We start from the raw sequence: 18,114 nt of genomic DNA, 5'->3' as shown, positions 1-18,114 counted from the left end.
AACTCCGGACGAACCATTCGTCCGAAGTGTTACCCATGTCCTGGAACAGGTGTTACCCATGTCTCCGGTCTATACACTGCTGCAAAGAAAGTAACCAAAGAAACAGCTATCCCCAGCCTAAGCACTTCATGCCGGCCGCGGCACAGAACTACTCTCGTGGTCCAGCGGTAGCGAGTGCCCTCGTAGGTCTCACCGGGCTTGGATCGCGCACGGTCCGTCACATCGCACCACTTAACAACTTGGTGCAGCCCTTGCAAGCTCCAGCCCGCTCCGCGGCCGTCCGGTCAATCGGGTTTGCGCGTGCTTCTTTACTAACCTCGCTATCTCACTTTATCGCCAGTCCGTTGGTTTCCCTTGCAGACCGGGCGGCAGCGCGTAGCGCTGTGCCGGAACTCTTTCGTGCTGAACCAGCGCCCTCAAAGTAATGGTTTGTCAGACCGTGCGCGATCCAAGCCGCGTGAGTTTTGTGAGGGCACTTGCTAGTGCCGGACCACGAGAGTAGTTCTGTGCCGCGGCCGGTGTGAAGTGCTCAGGCTGGGAAAAGCTGCTTTCTTTGGTGACTTTCTTTGCAGCAGCAAAGAAAGTTACCCCCGCCCCGGGGAGGGGCAATGCTAATAGACCGACACGAAAACGGGATTTCACGAAAAGCAGACGAACACCTCACCGCACACCAACCGCCTGCCTAACCGGCCCCCCCAGCGCCCTAAGCGTCTCTTTAACAGTAGCAATCCTCACCGCAAGATCCAAACTCCGCGCTTCGATCCGCAGCTTGTCCTGACCAGCCAGCTTGATGTGCTTATGCTTCTGCACCATCTCGATGATCTTCATCCCATCGACAGGCGGATTCGGAATGAACTGCAGCGAGATGGACTGCTCGCCCGCATCGATCTTGGAAATGCCAAGCGGCTTCGCCGCAAGCCTCAACCGATGCGTTTCGACCAACGCATGCGCCTGCGGCGGCAGCTTGCCAAACCTGTCGACGAGCTCTTCGAGAATGCCATCTATCGCATCGCTCGATTCGCAGTTCGCAAGACGCTTGTATAGCGAGAGACGCTCCTGCACATCGCCGCAGTAATCGGCGGGCAGGATCGCGGGCGCGTGCAGGTTGATCTCCGTCGTCGCCGCGAGCGGCGCGTTCAGATCGGGCTCTCGTCCTTCCTTCAAAGCGCGCACGGCATCGTTCAGCATGTCGGTGTAAAGCTGGAAACCGATCTCCTGAATCTCGCCCGACTGCTTGTCGCCGAGCACTTCACCCGTGCCGCGAATTTCGAGGTCGTGCATCGCGAGATAGAAGCCCGAACCGAGCTCCTCCATCTGCTGGATCGCCTCCAGCCGGCGCTGCGCCTGCTTCGTCAGCGACTGCGGATCGTGCACGAGCAAATACGCATACGCCTGGTGATGCGAGCGCCCGACACGTCCGCGCAACTGATGCAACTGCGCAAGCCCGAACTTGTCCGAGCGATGCATGAGGATCGTGTTCGCGGTCGGCACGTCGATGCCGGTTTCGATGATCGTCGTGCACAGCAGCACGTTCGCGCGCTGCCCGACGAAATCGCGCATCACGCGTTCGAGCTCGCGCTCGTGCATCTGTCCGTGCGCCACCGCGATACGCGCCTCGGGGACGAGCGCTTCGAGCATCGTGCGACGGTTCTCGATCGTCTCGACTTCGTTGTGCAGGAAGTACACCTGGCCGCCGCGCTTGAGCTCGCGCAGCATCGCCTCGCGGATCACGCCGTCTTCCTCGCGGCGCACGAAGGTCTTGATCGCAAGGCGCTTCTGCGGCGCGGTCGCGATCACGGAGAAGTCGCGCAGGCCTTCGAGCGCCATGCCGAGCGTGCGCGGAATCGGCGTCGCGGTGAGGGTGAGCACGTCGACCTCGGCGCGCAACGCCTTGAGCGCCTCCTTCTGCCGCACGCCGAAGCGGTGTTCCTCGTCGATGATCACGAGCCCCAGCCGCTTGAACTTCACATCGCTCGACAAGAGCTTGTGCGTGCCGATGACGATATCGATGCTGCCTTCGTTGATCTGCTGTATCGCCGTCGACACTTCCTTGCCGGTCTTGAAGCGCGACAGCTCCGCGATGCGCACGGGCCAGTCGGCGAAACGGTCGGTGAAGGTCTGCGTGTGCTGCTCGGCGAGCAGCGTCGTGGGCGAAAGAATCGCGACCTGCTTGCCCGCCATCACCGCGATGAACGCGGCGCGCAACGCGACTTCCGTCTTGCCGAAACCGACGTCGCCGCACACGAGGCGGTCCATCGGCTTGCCGCTCGTCATGTCGCCGATGACCGATGCGATCGCCGCGGCCTGATCGGGCGTCTCTTCGAAGCCGAAGCTCTCGGCGAACTTCGTGTAATCGCGCGGTTCGAGCTTGAACGCATAACCCTCGCGCGATGCGCGGCGCGCGTACAGGTTCAGCAGTTCGGCCGCGGTATCGCGAATCTGCTGCGCGGCCTTGCGCTTCGCCTTTTCCCACTGACCGGAACCGAGCTGATGCAACGGCGCGCTCTCCGGGTCCGCGCCGCTATAGCGCGAGATGACATGCAACTGCGCGACCGGCACGTACAGCTTCGCGTCGTTCTGATATGCGAGGTGCAGGAATTCGGTTTCGCCTTCACCGAGATCCATCGACACGAGGCCCATGTATCGGCCGATGCCATGCTGCGCATGCACGACCGGATCGCCGATTTTCAGCTCGGCCAAGTCGCGCACCATCGAATCGACGTTGCTCGCCTGTTCCTGCCGGCGTCGCCCGGCGCGGCGCGCGAGCGGCCCGTACAACTCGGTTTCGGTGACGATCGCGAGCTTTTCCGATGTCAGCACGAAGCCGTTCGCCAGCGGCGCGATGCCGAGCGTGAACTTGCCGTCGCTCGTGAGCCATTCGTGGAACGTGTCGTGCGACTCGCCGCGCAGGCCGTTTTCGGCGAGCAATTGCTGAATCGTCTCGCGCCGTCCCGCGGATTCCGCGACGAGCATCACGCGGTTCTCCGTCTGCTCCAGATAGTGGCGCAGCGCGAGCAGCGGCTCGTCGGCGTGACGGTCGATCGCGAGTCCGGGCAGCGGCAGCGCCCAGCCGCCTTCGGGCGTCGCCGGGAATTTGAGTTGCGCGAAAGGCTTCGCGAACGTGAAGAAATCGTCGTCGGTCAGGAAAAGCCGGCGCGGTTCGAGCAACGGACGCTCGCGATCGTGCGACAGGAAGTCGAAGCGCTGCTTCGTGTCGTGCGTGAAGCGCTTGATCGCCGCGTCCATGTCGCCGATGAACGCGAGCTGCGAGCCTTCGGGCAGATAGTGGAAGAGCGTGGCGGTTTCATCGAAAAAGAGCGGCAAATAATATTCGATGCCCGCCGACGGCACGCCGTTGCCCATGTCCTTGTAAATCTGCGAGCGGCTCGGATCGCCTTCGAACGTTTCGCGCCAGCGGCTGCGAAAGGCCGTGCGCGCGGCTTCGTCGAACGGGAACTCGCGGCCCGGCAGCAGGCGCACGTCGCGCACCGGATAGAGGCTGCGCTGCGTATCGGGATCGAACGCGCGGATCGAATCGACCTGATCGTCGAACAAGTCGATGCGATAGGGCAGCGCCGAGCCCATCGGATAAAGGTCGATCAGCGAGCCGCGCACGCAATACTCGCCCGGCCGCACGACCTGGCTCACGTGCTCGTAGCCCGCGAGCGTCAGTTGCGCCTTGAGCTTCGCTTCGTCGAGGCGCTCGCCCTGCGTGAACGAAAACGTGTAGGCCGCGAGAAACGATGCCGGCGGCATGCGATACAGCGCCGTCGTCGCGGGCACGATGAGAATGTCGCATCGTCCTTCGCCGAGATCGTGCAGTGTCGCGAGACGTTCGGACACGAGATCCTGATGCGGCGAGAACGTGTCGTAAGGCAGCGTCTCCCAGTCGGGCAGGAGGCGCACGCGGGCGTCCGGCGCGAAGTAGGGGATTTCGGCGGCGAGGCGCTGCGCATCGACGGCGCTCGCGGTGACGACCGTCAGGAGCGGCACGCTCTCCCGATAGGCGGCGTGATAGCGCGCGATGGCGAGCGCATCGGAGGAGCCCGACGCGCCGTCGAAGGCGAAGCGCTGGCCGGCCTTCACGAGCGCGATGGGAGAACTGGACTGCGCTTTGACGGCTTTGGAGGACATAAGGTGTGCAGTGAACCGTCCATGCGCGGCACCGGAAAGGGCGCGCCGGACGTGGTCGCGAAAGACATATTATAAAATCCGGGCTTCAACTTTGACTTGTCACCTCATTTGCCCGTGAGCTCCCGCCTGTTTTCACTGATTCCCTGCGCCGGAACCGGCAGCCGGTCCGGCGCGCCGATGCCGAAGCAATACCAGACGGTCGCGGGCCGCCCGATGCTCGCGTACACGCTCGCGGCGTTCGACGCGTGCTCCGAATTCTCGCAGACGCTCGTCGTGCTCGCACCGGACGACCATCATTTCGACGCCCGCCGCTTTGCCGGGTTGCGCTTCGCGGTGGAGCGCTGCGGCGGGGCATCGCGACAGGCGTCGGTCTACAACGGGCTCATCGCGCTCGCGAACTTCGGCGCGCGCGACGACGACTGGGTCCTCGTGCACGACGCCGCGCGCCCGGGCATCACGCCGGCGCTGATTCGCAAGCTTGTCGCGGAACTGCGCGATGATGCAATCGGCGGCATTCTGGCGCTGCCGGTCGCCGATACCTTGAAACGCGTCGCACCGAACATGCCCGATGCGCCGGACAGCCACGCGCGCATCGCCCGGACGGAATCGCGCGACGGTCTCTGGCAGGCCCAGACGCCGCAGATGTTCCGGCTCGGCATGCTGCGCGAAGCGATCGAGCGTGCGCGTCACGACGGCCACGACCTGACGGACGAGGCGAGCGCCATCGAATGGCTCGGGCACTCGCCTAAGCTGGTGCAGGGCAGCTTGCGCAATTTCAAGGTGACTTATCCGGAAGATTTCGCGCTCGCGGGCGCGATTCTTTCCGCGAAGCCCTAAAACGCTTACTTTTACTGCAAGGTTTCGATCGATGGATTTCAGAATCGGACAAGGGTACGACGTCCACCAGTTGGTTGTTGGCCGCCCGCTCATCATCGGCGGCGTGACAATTCCTTATGAACGCGGTCTGCTCGGCCATTCCGACGCCGACGTGCTGCTGCACGCAATCACCGACGCGCTGTTCGGCGCGGCATCGCTCGGCGACATCGGCCGGCACTTTCCGGACACGGCGACCGAATTCGCGGGCGCGGACAGCCGCGTGTTGCTGCGCGAAGCCATGAAGCGCGTGACGGAAGCGGGTTTTGCGATCGCGAACGTGGACAGCACGATCATCGCGCAGGCGCCCAAGCTCGCACCCCACATCGACGCGATGCGCGCGAACATCGCCGCCGATCTCGATCTCTCGATCGATCGGGTGAACGTGAAGGCCAAGACCAACGAGAAACTTGGTTATCTCGGCCGGAAAGAGGGCATCGAGGCGCAGGCCGCGGTGCTCTTGCGCCGCACGTCGATCGACCACTGACCGCGCGCTACGTTCCTTCCGCTTCGATCGTCAGCGCGACCGCGTTGATCACCGCCGCGATGCGGCCGACGTCGCGCAGTTGCGTCGTCGACATGCCTTCGGCCACGAGATTCTCGTAGTGCGATTTCACGCAGAAATGGCACTTGCCGATGATCGACGCCGCCAGCGCGTACATCTCGAAGCGCCGCTTGTCGACGCCGCCGTGCGATGCGTACGCGTTCATGCGCAGGCCCGCGGGCTGGGTCTTGAGATCGGCGTTGCCGGCCATCTCCAGATACGGATACCAGACGTTGTTCATGCCCATCAGGGCGGCTGCGGTGAGCGCCGCATTCGTCTCTTCCGGCGAGAGCACGCCCGCATTGCGAATGATGCCGATGAGCTTCGTCGCCTTCGCGGCGAACGCGGCGGCCAGCGCGACGCCGACCGCGTCATTGCCTTCGAGCGACGAGCGGGCGATCGTGCCGTCGACGTTCAGTCGAATGTCTTTCGCGTAGTCGGGCACGAGTTCCTTGATCGCGGACAGGAATTCCATTGTTCTTCTCCTATTCGATGGCGTTAAAAAGCCCGCCAGCGGCCGAATGGACTCGGCCGAATGGCGGGCTTTGTGGCTTCAGAAACGCTCAGAGCGTCGCGCCGCCGACAGCGCGGTTGCACGGACACAGTTCGTCCGTCTGCAAGCCGTCGAGAATACGCAGTACTTCCTCCGGGCTGCGGCCCACGTTGAGGTTATTGACCGACACGTGCTGAATCACGTTGTCCGGATCGACGATGAACGTCGCGCGCAGCGCCACGCCGGCTTCCTTGTCGCGCACGCCGAGCTGGTCGATGAGTTCACCTTTCACGTCGCCGAACGCGTAGTGGTTCAGCTTGTTCAGATCCTTGTGCTCGCGGCGCCAGGCCAGCTTGACGAACTCGTTGTCGACGCTGCCCCCGAGCAGAACCGCGTCGCGGTCCTCGAAATCCTTCGCCAGCTTCGCGAACTCGACGATTTCCGTCGGGCACACGAACGTGAAGTCCTTCGGATAGAAATAAATGATCTTCCACTTGCCCGGGAAAGATTGCTCGGTGACTTCCTCGAAAGCGGACTGGCCGTTTTCTTCGTGATGGTTGAAACCCGGCTTCGCGGCGGTAACGGTGAATGCTTCGACTTTGTCGCCAACAGTCTTCATGCAGTGACTCCCTGGAATCGTTGAAAGGACACACTCCAACCAAACTACCGGATCGCCGTAACGCTCGCGTGACACTGTCGCGCCAGGCGTGCTGCGCGCTAGAGCGATTCATCTTAAACCCAATTAAGCGATCGCCTCAAACGGCGCTCTAACCTTCGAAACGCGGGCCGCCTTTCATCGGCGGGAAATCGATCGTGACCTCGAAACCGGGCAGGGGCGTGCGATTGCGCAGCCGCAGCGTGCCGCGTTGCCGCGTGACGAGCCGCTGCACGATCGCCATGCCGAGGCCCGTGCCGTTCGCCTGCGTGCGCGCCGTATCGACGCGATAGAACGGGCGCGTGATGAGCGCCACCTGATCGTCGGGGATGCCGCGGCCTTCGTCCATCACCGAGAGCTCGACCTTGCCGTGCGCCACGCGCGTCAGCAGCGTGATGCGCGCGATGTCGTCATGTTCGCTGCGCCCGTACTTGCGCGCGTTTTCGAGCAGGTTGCCGACGACGCGGCGCGCGTCCGTCGGATCGCCTTCGATCACGGCGCCCTGCGCGAGATCGGTGCGCATGACGACGCCGTCGTCGGCCTGAAAGCGCACGGCGAGCTCGCCTGCGATCATCGAAAGATCGACGGCTTCGGGCATGCGCTGCATCGGCCGAGCGTAATCCAGAAAGCGTCCGATGATCATGTCCATCTGCTCGATGTCGTCGATCATCGCGAGCTTGGTCGCTTCGTCCGACGGGCTCATTTCGGTTTCGAGACGCAGGCGCGCGAGCGGCGTGCGCAGATCGTGCGAAATGCCCGCGAGCATCAGCGCGCGATCCGCTTCGAGCTGCTCGAGATCCTGCACCATCTGGTTGAAGCTTCGATTGGTCTCCGCCGCAACGCCCATGCCGCGCTCTGGCAGACGCTCGGGCGATTGTCCCGAACCGAGCTTGCGCGCCGCGAGCGCCAGCCGCGCGAACGGCCGGTTCACGAGACTCGTGATGAACGCCGCGCCGAACAGCGAGAGCGCCAGCGCGAACACGCCCCAGCCGGCCCATTGCAGGCCGGTGACGGTGTCGAGCTGATCGCGGTCGAGGGCGACCCAGTAATCGTCGTCGTCGATCTTGAAGCTGATCCACACGCCGGGAATATCGTTCACCGACTGCGCGATGATCGTCTCGTTGCCGAGCCGCCCGCGCACGTCGCGTTCGATCAGCCGGTTGAGCGATTCGTCGGGCTGCAGCTTGTACTTGTCGGTGGTTTCGCGCGGATAGACGCGCACGCCCTCGTTGCTCTCCAGATCCTGAAGCAGCGCGCGGCGCAGATCGGGGTCGGAATAGAGCAGGGCGGTGCGCGTGAGCTTGACCACGGCGACGAGCTGCAGCGCCACGCGTTGCGCGCGCGGCTCGCGCTCGATCACGCGAAAGCTCTGGAACCACGCCGTCAGACTGACGGCGATGAGCAGCGCGATCAGCGCGAAGGTTCGCCAGAACAGGCCGCCGAACGCGAGCGCCAGTAGCCGCCTGTCGATGCGCATGGGTCTGTCGGGCTCAGCTCTGTGAAGGGGATAAAGCGTGGCGAGACTCGCTCAAGTGAATCAGGCTGCGCCGTCGGGGATGAAGACGTAGCCCAGGCCCCAGACAGTCTGGATGAAGCGCGGACTGCTGGGATCGGGCTCGATCAGCTTGCGCAGACGCGAAATCTGCACGTCGAGACTGCGATCGAATACTTCATACTCACGGCCGCGTGCCAGCTCCATCAGCTTTTCGCGCGAGAGCGGCTGACGCGGATGGCGCGCGAACACCTTCAGCACCGAAAACTCGCCGGTCGTCAGCGGAATTTCCTGACCGTTCTTCGTGAGCGTGCGCGTCGCGAGATTCAAAGCGAACTCGCCGAACTCGAACACTTCGGTGGTTTCGGACGGCGCGCCTGGCAATTCGGACGGCGTCTGACGGCGCAGCACCGCGTGAATGCGCGCGACGAGCTCACGCGGATTGAACGGCTTCGGCAGATAGTCGTCGGCGCCCATTTCGAGACCGACGATGCGGTCGACATCCTCGCCCTTCGCGGTGAGCATGATGATCGGCGTGCGATCGTTGCTGCCACGCAGACGCCGGCAGATGGAAAGACCATCTTCGCCGGGCAGCATCAGGTCGAGCACGAGCAGATCGAAACGCTCGCGCACCCAGAGCTTGTTCATCGACGGTGCGTTTTCCGCGACGTACACGTTGAAGCCCTGTTCACCGAGATAGCGCCGCAGCAGATCGCGCAGGCGCGGATCGTCGTCGACTACGAGAATTTTTGAAGGGTTCTTGGTTTCCATGGAGGCATCTTAGCGCGTTTGATCAAACGCCGAGTTTGTAACAAAAGCAAGTGTAACAGTTGGTTACAAAATTTACGGCGGCTGTGGCACGGCCTAAGGGTTTGCTGCGTACACTGCTTTACCTGAGCCCGCCATTCGGTAGATACTCCATTAGACCAGCGCGTCTTGCGGCCCGACCAAGCCCTTCTGAAGACGTGCGTGAAAAGACTGAGGCTGTCCGGTTGTCGAGCAACGAAGGGAACAACATGAAGGGAGCGCGGCAGCGCGGACCCGTGCGCACCGAGCGCATTCTCAGGAAGACTCTTATCGCCAGTGCGCTTTATGCAGTACTGAGCACCCCTCATGCCTATGCGCAATCCACCGGTTTCACGCGCGACGGCAACGCCTTCGATCGCAGCATCACGAACCCGCCGAATCGTTTCGATGGCCGGATGATTCGCGCGCAGCAGCGCGTGAGCAAGAGCGCCACTTCTTCCAGCCGCGATCGCGACCCCAGGACGTCCGCAATGCAGCCCGTGCAGCAGGCCGATCAGACGCCGCCCGCGCGCCCGCCGCGCCACACCGTGATGACCGCCGACGAGCGGCGCCTTTTGCGCCAGCACATCGAAGAAGCGGTGCGCGATCTCTACAAGCGGTAAGCGGCGCGAACCGCGATGAACCGACGTCGATTCCTCTCGATTGCCGGCGCGTTCGCGGGATGGGCGGGCGGCGTCGGCGAGACGTTCGCCTTCAGCCGATCCGATTCCATCGATGCGCTCGTGCTCGTCGATCTCGACGGCGGCAACGACGGCCTCAACACCGTCATCCCTTATGCCGATCCGCGTTATCGCGCGTTGCGCCCGAACCTTGCGCTGTCTCGCGAGCAAGTCATTCCGCTCGATGAACGCACGGCCTTGCATCCGTCGCTGCTGCCGTTGATGAGCGCGTGGCGCGCGAACGAGCTGGCGATCGTGCAGGGCGTCGGTTACGACGGGCCGAACCGGTCGCACTTTCGCTCAAGGCAGATCTGGGACACGGCGTCGCATGCGGACGAATATCGTCTCGACGACTGGCTTGCGCGTACGAGCGCCGCTTCTTTCGATGACGCCGCTCGCTGCATCACGGCGCACAGCGCGCAAGACGGCCTTAACGTGATTCAGCTCACGCTGCATGGCTTCGACACACACGAGAATCAGGCGCATCGGCATGCGGTGCTCCTTGCACGGTTCGCGGAAGGACTCGCATGGTTGCGCACGGCGTTGATCGCGTCTGGCGCGTGGCGTCGCACGCTCGTGATGACGCGTTCCGAATTCGGACGCTCCGCGCGTGAAAACGCCGCGGGCGGCACGGATCACGGCGCAGCGGCGCCCCATTTCCTGATGGGCGGGAACGTGCGCGGCGGACTCTTCGGCATGCCGCCGCGACTCGCTCGGCTCGATGCGGACGGCGGCGTGCCCGTCGGCATCGACTTCAGAAGACTCTATGCAAACGCGCACGGCGCTGCGGGCATCGAACCGCTACAGTTGCTGCGCGCCTAGCGCGTCTTCCACGTGATCCACAGCTTGCGGATCGGCGTGAGCGAGATGCGCTGATGCAGCACCTGAAAGTTCTCCCGCTCGATTTCGTCGAACAATGCAAGCGATAGCGCGGCCTGGGCGCGCAGCACGCGTTGCGTCGCGCGCTCCGAAGCGGGAATCGCCGCGAGCGCATCGTCGAGCGAGCGCCGGGCGCGCTCGGTCTGGAAGCGCATGAGATCCGAAAACGCATCGCTGTACTTGCGATTGATGATGTCCGCTGCGGTCACGTTGAAGCGTTGCAACTCGTCGATGGGAATGTAGATGCGGCCGTTCCTGGCATCGTCGCCGATCGCCTGAACGCGCTCGGCGAGCAGCAGCGCGGAGCCGAGCGGCGCGGCCCAGGCCGCGGCGCGTTGCGGATCGCGCGCGCTCGCGCGTGCAACGGCGGTCGCGAATGCGCCGCCCGTCTGCTCGAGATAGCGCCTGAAGCCGGGCCAGTCCAGATAGCGCGCCTGATCCAGATCCATGCCGAAGCCGTCGACGACATCAGCAAGCGACGCGCGCCCGACATCGTCGAGAACGGGATGCGCGGCGTCGCCTGCATGCGCTTTCAGCGCTTTCGTGACCGGATGCGTCGGCTCGCCGCCATCGAGCCGGGCGAGTTCGTTTTGCCACCACGCGTGCTTGGTGCGACCGATGGTTGGATCGCTGGTCTCCTTCACGGTCTCTTCGATCTCGCGATAGAGCGCGTAGAGCGCGGTCAGCAGCGGCTGGCTCGACGCCGCCGCGCGGCGCAGCGCGTAGTACGTGCCGGAGCCTTCAGGCGCGGCCTTTTGCTGGCAATAGTCGTCGAAATTCACGAACGGGGCTTGTGGGGAAGTCGAAGGATGCGCGTCGGGACCGGCTGGTGTCGGTTGTTCTCGCCTCGCGTCTCGCAAGGCGCCGGGCGACGCACGGCCGCTCATTTTATCCGGCGGGGCGCGGCTTCGCTGACCGTCGTGGAAATGCTGCACGCGATTGTGCGCCGAACCACCGACGCCCGATGATCGCGTGCGCCACATTGCCAGAATCGACGGGAGGCACGCATGGGCTTGAGCAAATCCGAGAACAGGCAATTCAGCGACAAATGCCTGCCGTACCTCGTGAGGAGCGTGGCGACGGATTTCGGCTTCGATTTCCGCGTGTGTCCGCGTCAGATGCACGTTTCGCCGACGGTCGGGCTTCATATCACCGCGAATCGCCGCGCCGACGCGAAGCTCTCGTTTCCGCTCAATGTCTTCGTGTACTGGCAGCCGTCGTGCGCGCGGCGGTTTCTGTCGCACGTCGACCGGCCGGTCGCCGCCGCGCGCGCGAGCGAGCGCATGCCCGAGGCAATCAGGCGCGTGATGGATCAGTCGGGTGTCGACTTCGCGGGTCGCTCGCAGCTTAAGGGCGAAGTGATGATGGTCGAAATGGGCGAGATGGACGTCTGACGCAAACAAAAAAAACCCCTTTGCCGATGAAAGGGGTTTCGTGTTTCGTGTGGTGCGAGGAGGGGGACTCGAACCCCCACACCCTTGCGGGCGTCAGGACCTAAACCTGGTGCGTCTACCAATTTCGCCATCCTCGCAGCCGCCGTGTCCCGCACCGGCCCACTGCGCCAAGCCCGAAATTCTAACCGATTCGTCTGTCGATGTCTGCGAAATTGCGTCGCGACACTTCGCGCCGCGAATCGGATGCAGCACAGCGCGAATGGCTTTCGATGCCGGCCATACGCATCGCAAGATTGCGGCTTGTCCGATGCCTGCCTACAATCTCGTTCAATCCTTCCGCCTCGGCACGCAAACCTTCCCTCATGACTCGCAACGCGCGCAATCGCTTCGTCGCATGGCTCGGCATCGCCGCCATGTGGCTCGCCATTGTCGCGCCGGTCATCAGTCAGACGCTCGCTGCGCGTGCTGCCGCGAGCGATCCGCAAGCGGTGCTGTGCGCCGTCGATGCATCGGGCGCAGATGCCCACGAAGGTCATCACGCCGTCGCGCAAGATGACACCGCGCACGCCGGTCATCACGCCGGCGCCAGTCACTCCGACGCCTGCTCATATTGCGGGCTGCTCGCGCACAATCTGCCGCTCGCTATCGGGCTCACGCATGACGTCGTGCGTATCGAACGCGTCACGCGCACGTCGACATTCGCCGATATCGACACTGTCGTTTCGAAGTCCTTCAACGCGGCGAGTCCGCGCGCGCCTCCCGCTCTTTCCTGAAATCGTCTTCCGTCCGATCGCTTCGACGTTCGCTGCGCACATGAGCGCGGCGAACGGACGCGATCGCTCGTCAGTTCTTTTCAGGATTTCACGATGTTCACGCTCTCAACGCGAGCGCGACGGCGTTCGCGCCATCGCGCCGTCGCGCGTGCCCGCGCCTGGCTGCCGCTGTCGCTGATTGCGCATGCGGCTTTGTCCGCGGCCGCCAATGCGGAAGTCGATAATAACGCGCCCGCCAATCAGACCGATGCGGCGCTCGCCCCGGTGGTCGTCACCGCGCAGGCGGCGCCTCGTGCTTCGTCGCTCGATCCGAATCTGCCCGCGAGCGTCGATACCGTCACCGCCGATCAGTTCCAGTACTGGAACGTGACGACGCCCGAAGACGTGCTCAAGTACGCGCCGAACATGGGGGTGCGCAAGCGCTTCATCGGCGATCCGAACGCGACCATCGCCGTGCGCGGCACGAGCAACGCGCAGACCGCGCGCGGCCTCGTCTATGCCGATGGCCTTCTGCTCAGCAACTTCCTCGGCAACACATTCACCTTCGCGCCGCGCTGGTCGATGGTCTTCGCCGACGACATCGAACGCACCGACGTCATCTACGGCCCGTACTCCGCGCTCTATCCGGGCAACTCGATCGGCGCGACGGTCGCGATCACCACGCGCATGCCGAGGCAGTTCGAGGCCGACGCGAAAGTGCAGGGCTTCACGCAGCACTTCGATCTGTTCGGCGTGAACCGCAACTTCAACGGCACGAACACGACGGCGACCATCGGCGACAGGATCGGCAAGTTTTCGTTTCTGATCGGCGTCGATCATCTCGAGAACACAGGGCAGCCGCTGCAGTTCGCGACGTTCGCGCAATCGACGACGCCAGCGACCGCCGCCGACAGACCCGTCACCGGCGCGACCTTCTACAACGACCAGTTCAACGCGCGCACCGCGGTGCTCGGCACGTCAAGTGAGGCCATCGAGCGCACGTTTCAGGACCAGTTACGCGTGAAGCTCGCCTACGATCTGACGAGCACGCTGCAGGCGGGCTTCACGCTTGGCTACTGGCATCAGAAGTACAACAGCGACACGCAGACCTTCCTGCGCGATGCAGCGGGCAATCCCGTGTATAGCGGCCGCGTGAACATCGGCGGATTCGAGTACAACCTTCCCGCGGCGACGTTCGCGCCGAGCATGGGATCGAGCGAAAACTTCCTCTACGGCCTGTCGCTGCGCACGCACAACGACACGGGCTGGAACGCCGAGGCGATCGCGTCGTACTTCGACATCACGCAGAGCATCGCGCGCACGGCGAACTCCGGCGTGCCCGGCGATGGTCCCGGCACACTCACCGACGGCAGCGGCGCGGGCTGGAAATCGCTCGATCTGCGCACGAGCTGGACGCCGGCCGCGCGCTCGGGTCTCACCGCGCACGCGCTGTCGTTCGGCTATCACTACGACAACTATTTTCTCGACAACGTGACGTCGAATACGGCCGCCTGGCGCGAGGGCGCGGGCGTGTCCTTCGCGAATTCGTTCGGCGGACGCACGCGCACGCAGGCGGTCTATGCACAGGACGCGTGGCGCTTCCTGCCGCGCTGGGCGTTCGTCTACGGCGTGCGTTACGAGAACTGGAACGCATACGACGGCACGCGCGCCGTCGGTGCGACCGCGCTCGGCTATCCGGACGCGAGCCAAAGCCACTGGTCGCCGAAAGCGTCGCTGTCGTTCGATGTCACGCAGGACCTGACCTTGCGCGCTTCGATCGGGCGCGCGTACCGGTTTCCGACCGTCGGCGAGTTGTTTCAAGGGCAGATCAACGGCATCTCCATCGTCAACAGCAATCCGAACCTGCAACCCGAAGACGACCTGTCGAAGGAGCTGACGGCGGAATGGGTGCGCGGCAACGGCGTGTATCGCTTCACGCTCTTTCAGGACGACGTGAAGAACACGATCCTGAGCCAGACCAACACGACCGTCATTCCGAACGTCACGAACTTCCAGAACATCGACAAGGTGCGTTCGCGCGGCGTGGAATTCGCCTATGAAGGACAGGACGTGATGCTGCGAGGGCTCGATCTCATCGCGAACGCGGCGTACACGCAGTCGAAGATCATCGCGAACGCCAACAATCCGGCGTCGGTGGGGAAGTACTTCTATCGCATTCCGTTGTGGCGCGCGAACGTGGCGGCGACGTATCACACGCCCGGGAATACGGCCACGACGCTCGCGGTACGTTATTCGGGACGGCAATACAACACGCTGACGAACACGGACGTCAATCCCGACACCTACGGCGGCACGAGCACGTATGCGGTCGTCGACGCCAAGTTCACCTGGAAGCCGACCAAGCGCACCGAACTGGGCGTCGGCGTCGACAACCTGTTCGACAAGCGCTACTACGTGTTCCATCCGTATGCGGGGCGCACGTTCTATCTCGAAGGGCGTATCGGCATCTGATGCGCTTCGAATCAACACTTGAACGGGAATCGTCATGCTCGCACCCAATCTGAACACGGCAGCCGCCACCCCGGATGCTGAAAACATCGCGCATCGCCGCACGCTGTGGCGCTGGCACTTCTATGCGGGGCTCTTCGTGATGCCGCTGCTCATCGTGCTCGCGATCACCGGCACGATCTATTGCTTTCAGCCGCAGATCGAGCCGCTTCTATATCGCGACAGGATGATCGTCGCGGATGCGCACGGCCCGCAGCTTTCACGCGATGTGCTGCTCGCCAGGGCCGTCGCGAGCGAGCCGCGCGGCGCGGTCCCGACGCTCGCGCAGATCGAAGCCGATCGCACGCGCAGCGCCGAGTTCGTGTTTCGCCTGCCGTCGGGCGAAAGCGAAAGCGTGTATGTGAATCCCTACGATGGCGCGGTGCTCGGCACGCTCTCCGTCGAGCATCGTGTGATGAAGCAGGTGCGCAATCTGCATCGCGGTCTGATGCTCGGCAAGACCGGCGAACTCGTGATGGAGCTCGCCGGCTGCTGGACGCTCGTGATGATCGGCACGGGCATCGCACTGTGGTGGCCGAGCCGGGCGAACGGGGCGAAGGGCGCAAACGGCGGCGTGTGGCTGCCGCGGCTGTCGCTGCAAGGGCGCGCGTGGTGGCGCGATCTGCATGCGGTCGGCGGCGTCTGGCTCGCGATCGGCGCGCTGTTCTTCGTGCTCTCGGGGCTGCCGTGGTCGGGATCGTGGGGCAAGGAGTTCAAGGCACTGGCGACATCGGCGTCGCTCGGTTATCCGCAGGGCGCGTGGGGCGAAGCGCATGTGCATTCGACCGCGCCGTCGGCATCGGCATCGGCATCGAACGAAGAACACGCGATGCACGGCATGCACATGAAGATGGACGATCTGCCGCTGCATCAGACGCCGTGGGCCGTCGGCGCGACGGACGTGCCCGACAGCGCGCAGGCATCGGCGCACACATCGGCGCAGGCCGCGCGCGTATCGATCGACGACGTGGCCGCGCTCGCCGCGAAAAACGGCGTCACCGAAGACTACGGCATCGCGCTGCCGACCAAGCCGACGGGCGTCTACACCGTGTCGTATTTCCCCGCCGATCCGCGCGCGGAACGCACGCTGCACATCGATCAGTACAGCGGGCGCGTGCTGTCGGACATCGGCTACCCGAGCTACGGACGCGTCGCGCAATGGATTTCGTACGGCACGTCGCTGCACATGGGACGCTACTTCGGGCTCGCGAACCAGATCGTGTGCTCGGCGATCTCGCTCGGGCTCGCGGCGCTCGCGGTGACGGGCTTCATCATGTGGATGAAGCGGCGGCCATCGCGCGAGCTCGGCGCGCCGGCGCGGCCGGTCAGGCGAGCGCCGATGCGCGCATGGCGCGGCGGCCTGACCGTGCTCGGCATGATTTTCCCGCTGATGGGCGCGACCATGCTCGCGGTCTGGTGCGTCGACCGCCTCGTATTCGGCGGCCGTCGCGCGCTCGCGTGATCAGGCAGCGCCGAAGCGCAGCCGCGTGAGTTGCTCGGCTTCGTTCGCGAGCAGCCGCGCGGCGTCGCGGATAGCCGTCTCGAGCGTGATCGGGCCGGGCGCGGGTGAGAAGCAGCCGCTAAAGAACTCGGAGAGACGCGGCAAAGCGGCCGAATCGACCGCGCCCGAGAGCAGCGAGGCCGGCACGCCCTGATCGCGCGCGTGCTTGCAGGCGATGAACGGCGCCTTGCCGTGCAGCGTCTGCACATCCGAGCGGCCTTCGCCCGTGATGAGCCAGTTAGCGCCTTCGAGCGCGGCATCGAGCCCGATTTCACGCGCGACGACTTCGGCGCCCGTCTCGAAGCGCGCGCCGAGCATGTGGAGCGCAAAGCCGAGTCCGCCCGCCGCGCCCGCGCCGGGTTCGTTGCGCTTTTCGACGCCCATCGCGGGTTCGAGCAGATCGGCGAAATGGGTCAGCGCGGCGTCGATGGTCGCGACTTGCGCCGGGGTCACGCCTTTTTGCGGGCCGAAGATCGCGGTCGCGCCGTGATCGCCCGTCAGCGGATTGTCGACGTCGGACATGCCGACGAACTCCGCATCCTTCACGCGCGGATCGAGACCCGATGCATCGATGCGCGCAATCCGCGCAAGCGCCGAGGGCACCGGCTCCAGTTCGTTGCCGCTCGCGTCGAACAGCTTGAGCCCGAGGCCGACGAGCAGGCCCGCGCCGCCGTCGTTCGTGCTGCTGCCGCCGAGCGCGACGTAGAACGTGCGCGCGCCGGAATCGAGCAGCGCGCGGATCGCTTCGCCCATGCCGAGCGTGCTGCGCTCGGTGACGGGCACGGCCATGCCGTCCGGATCGGTGATGCCGACGACTTCCGCCGTCTCGACGATCGCGCCGCCATCGGCGAGCAGGCCCGTCGCGGCGTCGCGGCGCGCGGCCGCAGCCCCGCGCACGTCGAGCATGCGGCGCTCGCCGCCCGCGGACAACATCGCGTCGAGCGTGCCTTCGCCGCCATCGGCCATCGGGCGGATGCGAATGTCGGCGTCCGGCCGCGCGCGCCTGATGCCTTCCGCGATGGCGTTTGCGACGCCTTCCGCGGAAAGCGAGCCCTTGAAGGAATCGGGAGCGATGACAACAATGGGAGCAGCAGACGTGGCAGGCGTGGCGTTAGGCATGGTGTCTCGAATGTTCTGATGTGAAGGAACGATTGAAAAGCCGCGCCGAGGCGCTATCTATGCAGTCGCTGCATGCGCTTCATGCGTTGCGGCAATGCATCGCGCGGCAGTCGGCTTCGTCGCGTGAATCATGCGCCGGCAAGCTTATCAGCGCGGCTCGCACCGCAAAATAGCGGCGTGCCGATAACGGGAATTGTGCGCGCGCAAGCATGCCGGTAAAACGCGGATTTACGCCGAAATCCGACAGAAAAACGGGCACTTTTTCAGCGAAATCGTGCCGAAATGGCTTGGCCGCATTCCCTTG

The 18,114-nt window shown here is 64.3% G+C and carries 15 protein-coding genes and 1 tRNA gene; 8 read left to right on the top strand and 8 right to left on the bottom strand.

Going from position 1 to position 18,114, the window contains the following annotated elements:
• Positions 1 to 660: 660 nt before the first annotated feature.
• Positions 661 to 4,134, bottom strand: coding sequence for a transcription-repair coupling factor (gene mfd / locus AWB75_RS23790; protein ID WP_061126495.1), 3,474 nt, complete (start codon positions 4,132 to 4,134; stop codon positions 661 to 663).
• A 114-nt stretch (positions 4,135 to 4,248) separates the two neighbouring features.
• Here mfd and ispD point away from each other — a divergent pair, with 114 nt between their 5' ends.
• Together ispD and ispF are read left to right on the top strand one after the other, a co-directional pair.
• On the top strand, positions 4,249 to 4,971 hold the full coding sequence (gene ispD / locus AWB75_RS23785; RefSeq protein WP_061126503.1) for a 2-C-methyl-D-erythritol 4-phosphate cytidylyltransferase: 723 nt from the start codon (positions 4,249 to 4,251) through the stop codon (positions 4,969 to 4,971).
• Between the two features lie 31 nt (positions 4,972 to 5,002).
• A complete protein-coding gene (gene ispF, locus AWB75_RS23780) occupies positions 5,003 to 5,494 on the top strand; it encodes a 2-C-methyl-D-erythritol 2,4-cyclodiphosphate synthase (protein WP_061126494.1) in 492 nt (163 codons plus the stop codon).
• Between the two features lie 7 nt (positions 5,495 to 5,501).
• Here ispF and AWB75_RS23775 read toward each other — a convergent pair whose 3' ends face one another.
• The 4 genes from AWB75_RS23775 to ompR form a co-directional block, all read right to left on the bottom strand.
• Positions 5,502 to 6,026, bottom strand: coding sequence for a carboxymuconolactone decarboxylase family protein (locus AWB75_RS23775; protein WP_061126493.1), 525 nt, complete (start codon positions 6,024 to 6,026; stop codon positions 5,502 to 5,504).
• Between the two features lie 88 nt (positions 6,027 to 6,114).
• Positions 6,115 to 6,663 (bottom strand): peroxiredoxin, encoded by a 549-nt coding sequence (locus AWB75_RS23770; RefSeq protein ID WP_061126492.1) that lies wholly within the window; start codon positions 6,661 to 6,663, stop codon positions 6,115 to 6,117.
• Positions 6,664 to 6,811: 148 nt separating this feature from the next.
• Positions 6,812 to 8,176 carry an ATP-binding protein gene (locus AWB75_RS23765; RefSeq protein WP_061126491.1) on the bottom strand — a complete coding sequence of 455 codons (1,365 nt, stop codon included), beginning with the start codon at positions 8,174 to 8,176 and terminating at the stop codon, positions 6,812 to 6,814.
• Positions 8,177 to 8,236: 60 nt separating this feature from the next.
• Positions 8,237 to 8,962, bottom strand: a complete 726-nt coding sequence (gene ompR, locus AWB75_RS23760) for an osmolarity response regulator transcription factor OmpR (RefSeq protein WP_008349770.1) — start codon at positions 8,960 to 8,962, stop codon at positions 8,237 to 8,239.
• Between the two features lie 245 nt (positions 8,963 to 9,207).
• Here ompR and AWB75_RS23755 point away from each other — a divergent pair, with 245 nt between their 5' ends.
• On the top strand, positions 9,208 to 9,600 hold the full coding sequence (locus AWB75_RS23755) for a hypothetical protein (RefSeq protein ID WP_087086787.1): 393 nt from the start codon (positions 9,208 to 9,210) through the stop codon (positions 9,598 to 9,600).
• A gap of 15 nt (positions 9,601 to 9,615) precedes the next feature.
• Positions 9,616 to 10,479 carry a DUF1501 domain-containing protein gene (locus tag AWB75_RS23750; RefSeq protein ID WP_061126490.1) on the top strand — a complete coding sequence of 288 codons (864 nt, stop codon included), beginning with the start codon at positions 9,616 to 9,618 and terminating at the stop codon, positions 10,477 to 10,479.
• Here AWB75_RS23750 and AWB75_RS23745 read toward each other — a convergent pair.
• Complete coding sequence (locus tag AWB75_RS23745; protein WP_061126489.1) at positions 10,476 to 11,318, bottom strand: squalene/phytoene synthase family protein; 843 nt, start codon at positions 11,316 to 11,318, stop codon at positions 10,476 to 10,478. The genes AWB75_RS23750 and AWB75_RS23745 overlap by 4 nt on opposite strands.
• Positions 11,319 to 11,543: 225 nt before the next feature.
• Between AWB75_RS23745 and AWB75_RS23740 the strand changes: the two genes are divergently transcribed.
• A complete protein-coding gene (locus AWB75_RS23740) occupies positions 11,544 to 11,930 on the top strand; it encodes a hypothetical protein (protein WP_061126488.1) in 387 nt (128 codons plus the stop codon).
• A gap of 50 nt (positions 11,931 to 11,980) precedes the next feature.
• Here the strand turns inward: AWB75_RS23740 and AWB75_RS23735 are convergent.
• A tRNA-Leu gene (locus tag AWB75_RS23735) sits at positions 11,981 to 12,067 on the bottom strand.
• A 225-nt stretch (positions 12,068 to 12,292) separates the two neighbouring features.
• Here AWB75_RS23735 and AWB75_RS23730 point away from each other — a divergent pair.
• From AWB75_RS23730 to AWB75_RS23720, 3 genes are all read left to right on the top strand, one after another.
• The gene (locus tag AWB75_RS23730) at positions 12,293 to 12,703 is read left to right on the top strand and encodes a DUF2946 domain-containing protein (protein ID WP_061126487.1); all 411 of its coding nucleotides are present in this window, start codon (positions 12,293 to 12,295) and stop codon (positions 12,701 to 12,703) included.
• A 93-nt stretch (positions 12,704 to 12,796) separates the two neighbouring features.
• On the top strand, positions 12,797 to 15,154 hold the full coding sequence (locus AWB75_RS23725) for a TonB-dependent receptor (protein ID WP_087086781.1): 2,358 nt from the start codon (positions 12,797 to 12,799) through the stop codon (positions 15,152 to 15,154).
• Between the two features lie 34 nt (positions 15,155 to 15,188).
• Positions 15,189 to 16,652 carry a PepSY-associated TM helix domain-containing protein gene (locus AWB75_RS23720; protein ID WP_061126486.1) on the top strand — a complete coding sequence of 488 codons (1,464 nt, stop codon included), beginning with the start codon at positions 15,189 to 15,191 and terminating at the stop codon, positions 16,650 to 16,652.
• Here AWB75_RS23720 and AWB75_RS23715 read toward each other — a convergent pair whose 3' ends face one another.
• Entirely contained in the window at positions 16,653 to 17,810 is a 1,158-nt protein-coding gene (locus AWB75_RS23715; protein WP_061126485.1) for a glycerate kinase, read from the bottom strand.
• Positions 17,811 to 18,114 lie beyond the last annotated feature (304 nt).

The organism is Caballeronia catudaia, from assembly GCF_001544755.2.
In the GTDB taxonomy this organism is placed as follows: domain Bacteria; phylum Pseudomonadota; class Gammaproteobacteria; order Burkholderiales; family Burkholderiaceae; genus Caballeronia; species Caballeronia catudaia.
The sequence above is the reverse complement of the archived record's forward strand: the minus strand, read 5'-3'. Positions and strand labels throughout refer to the sequence as shown.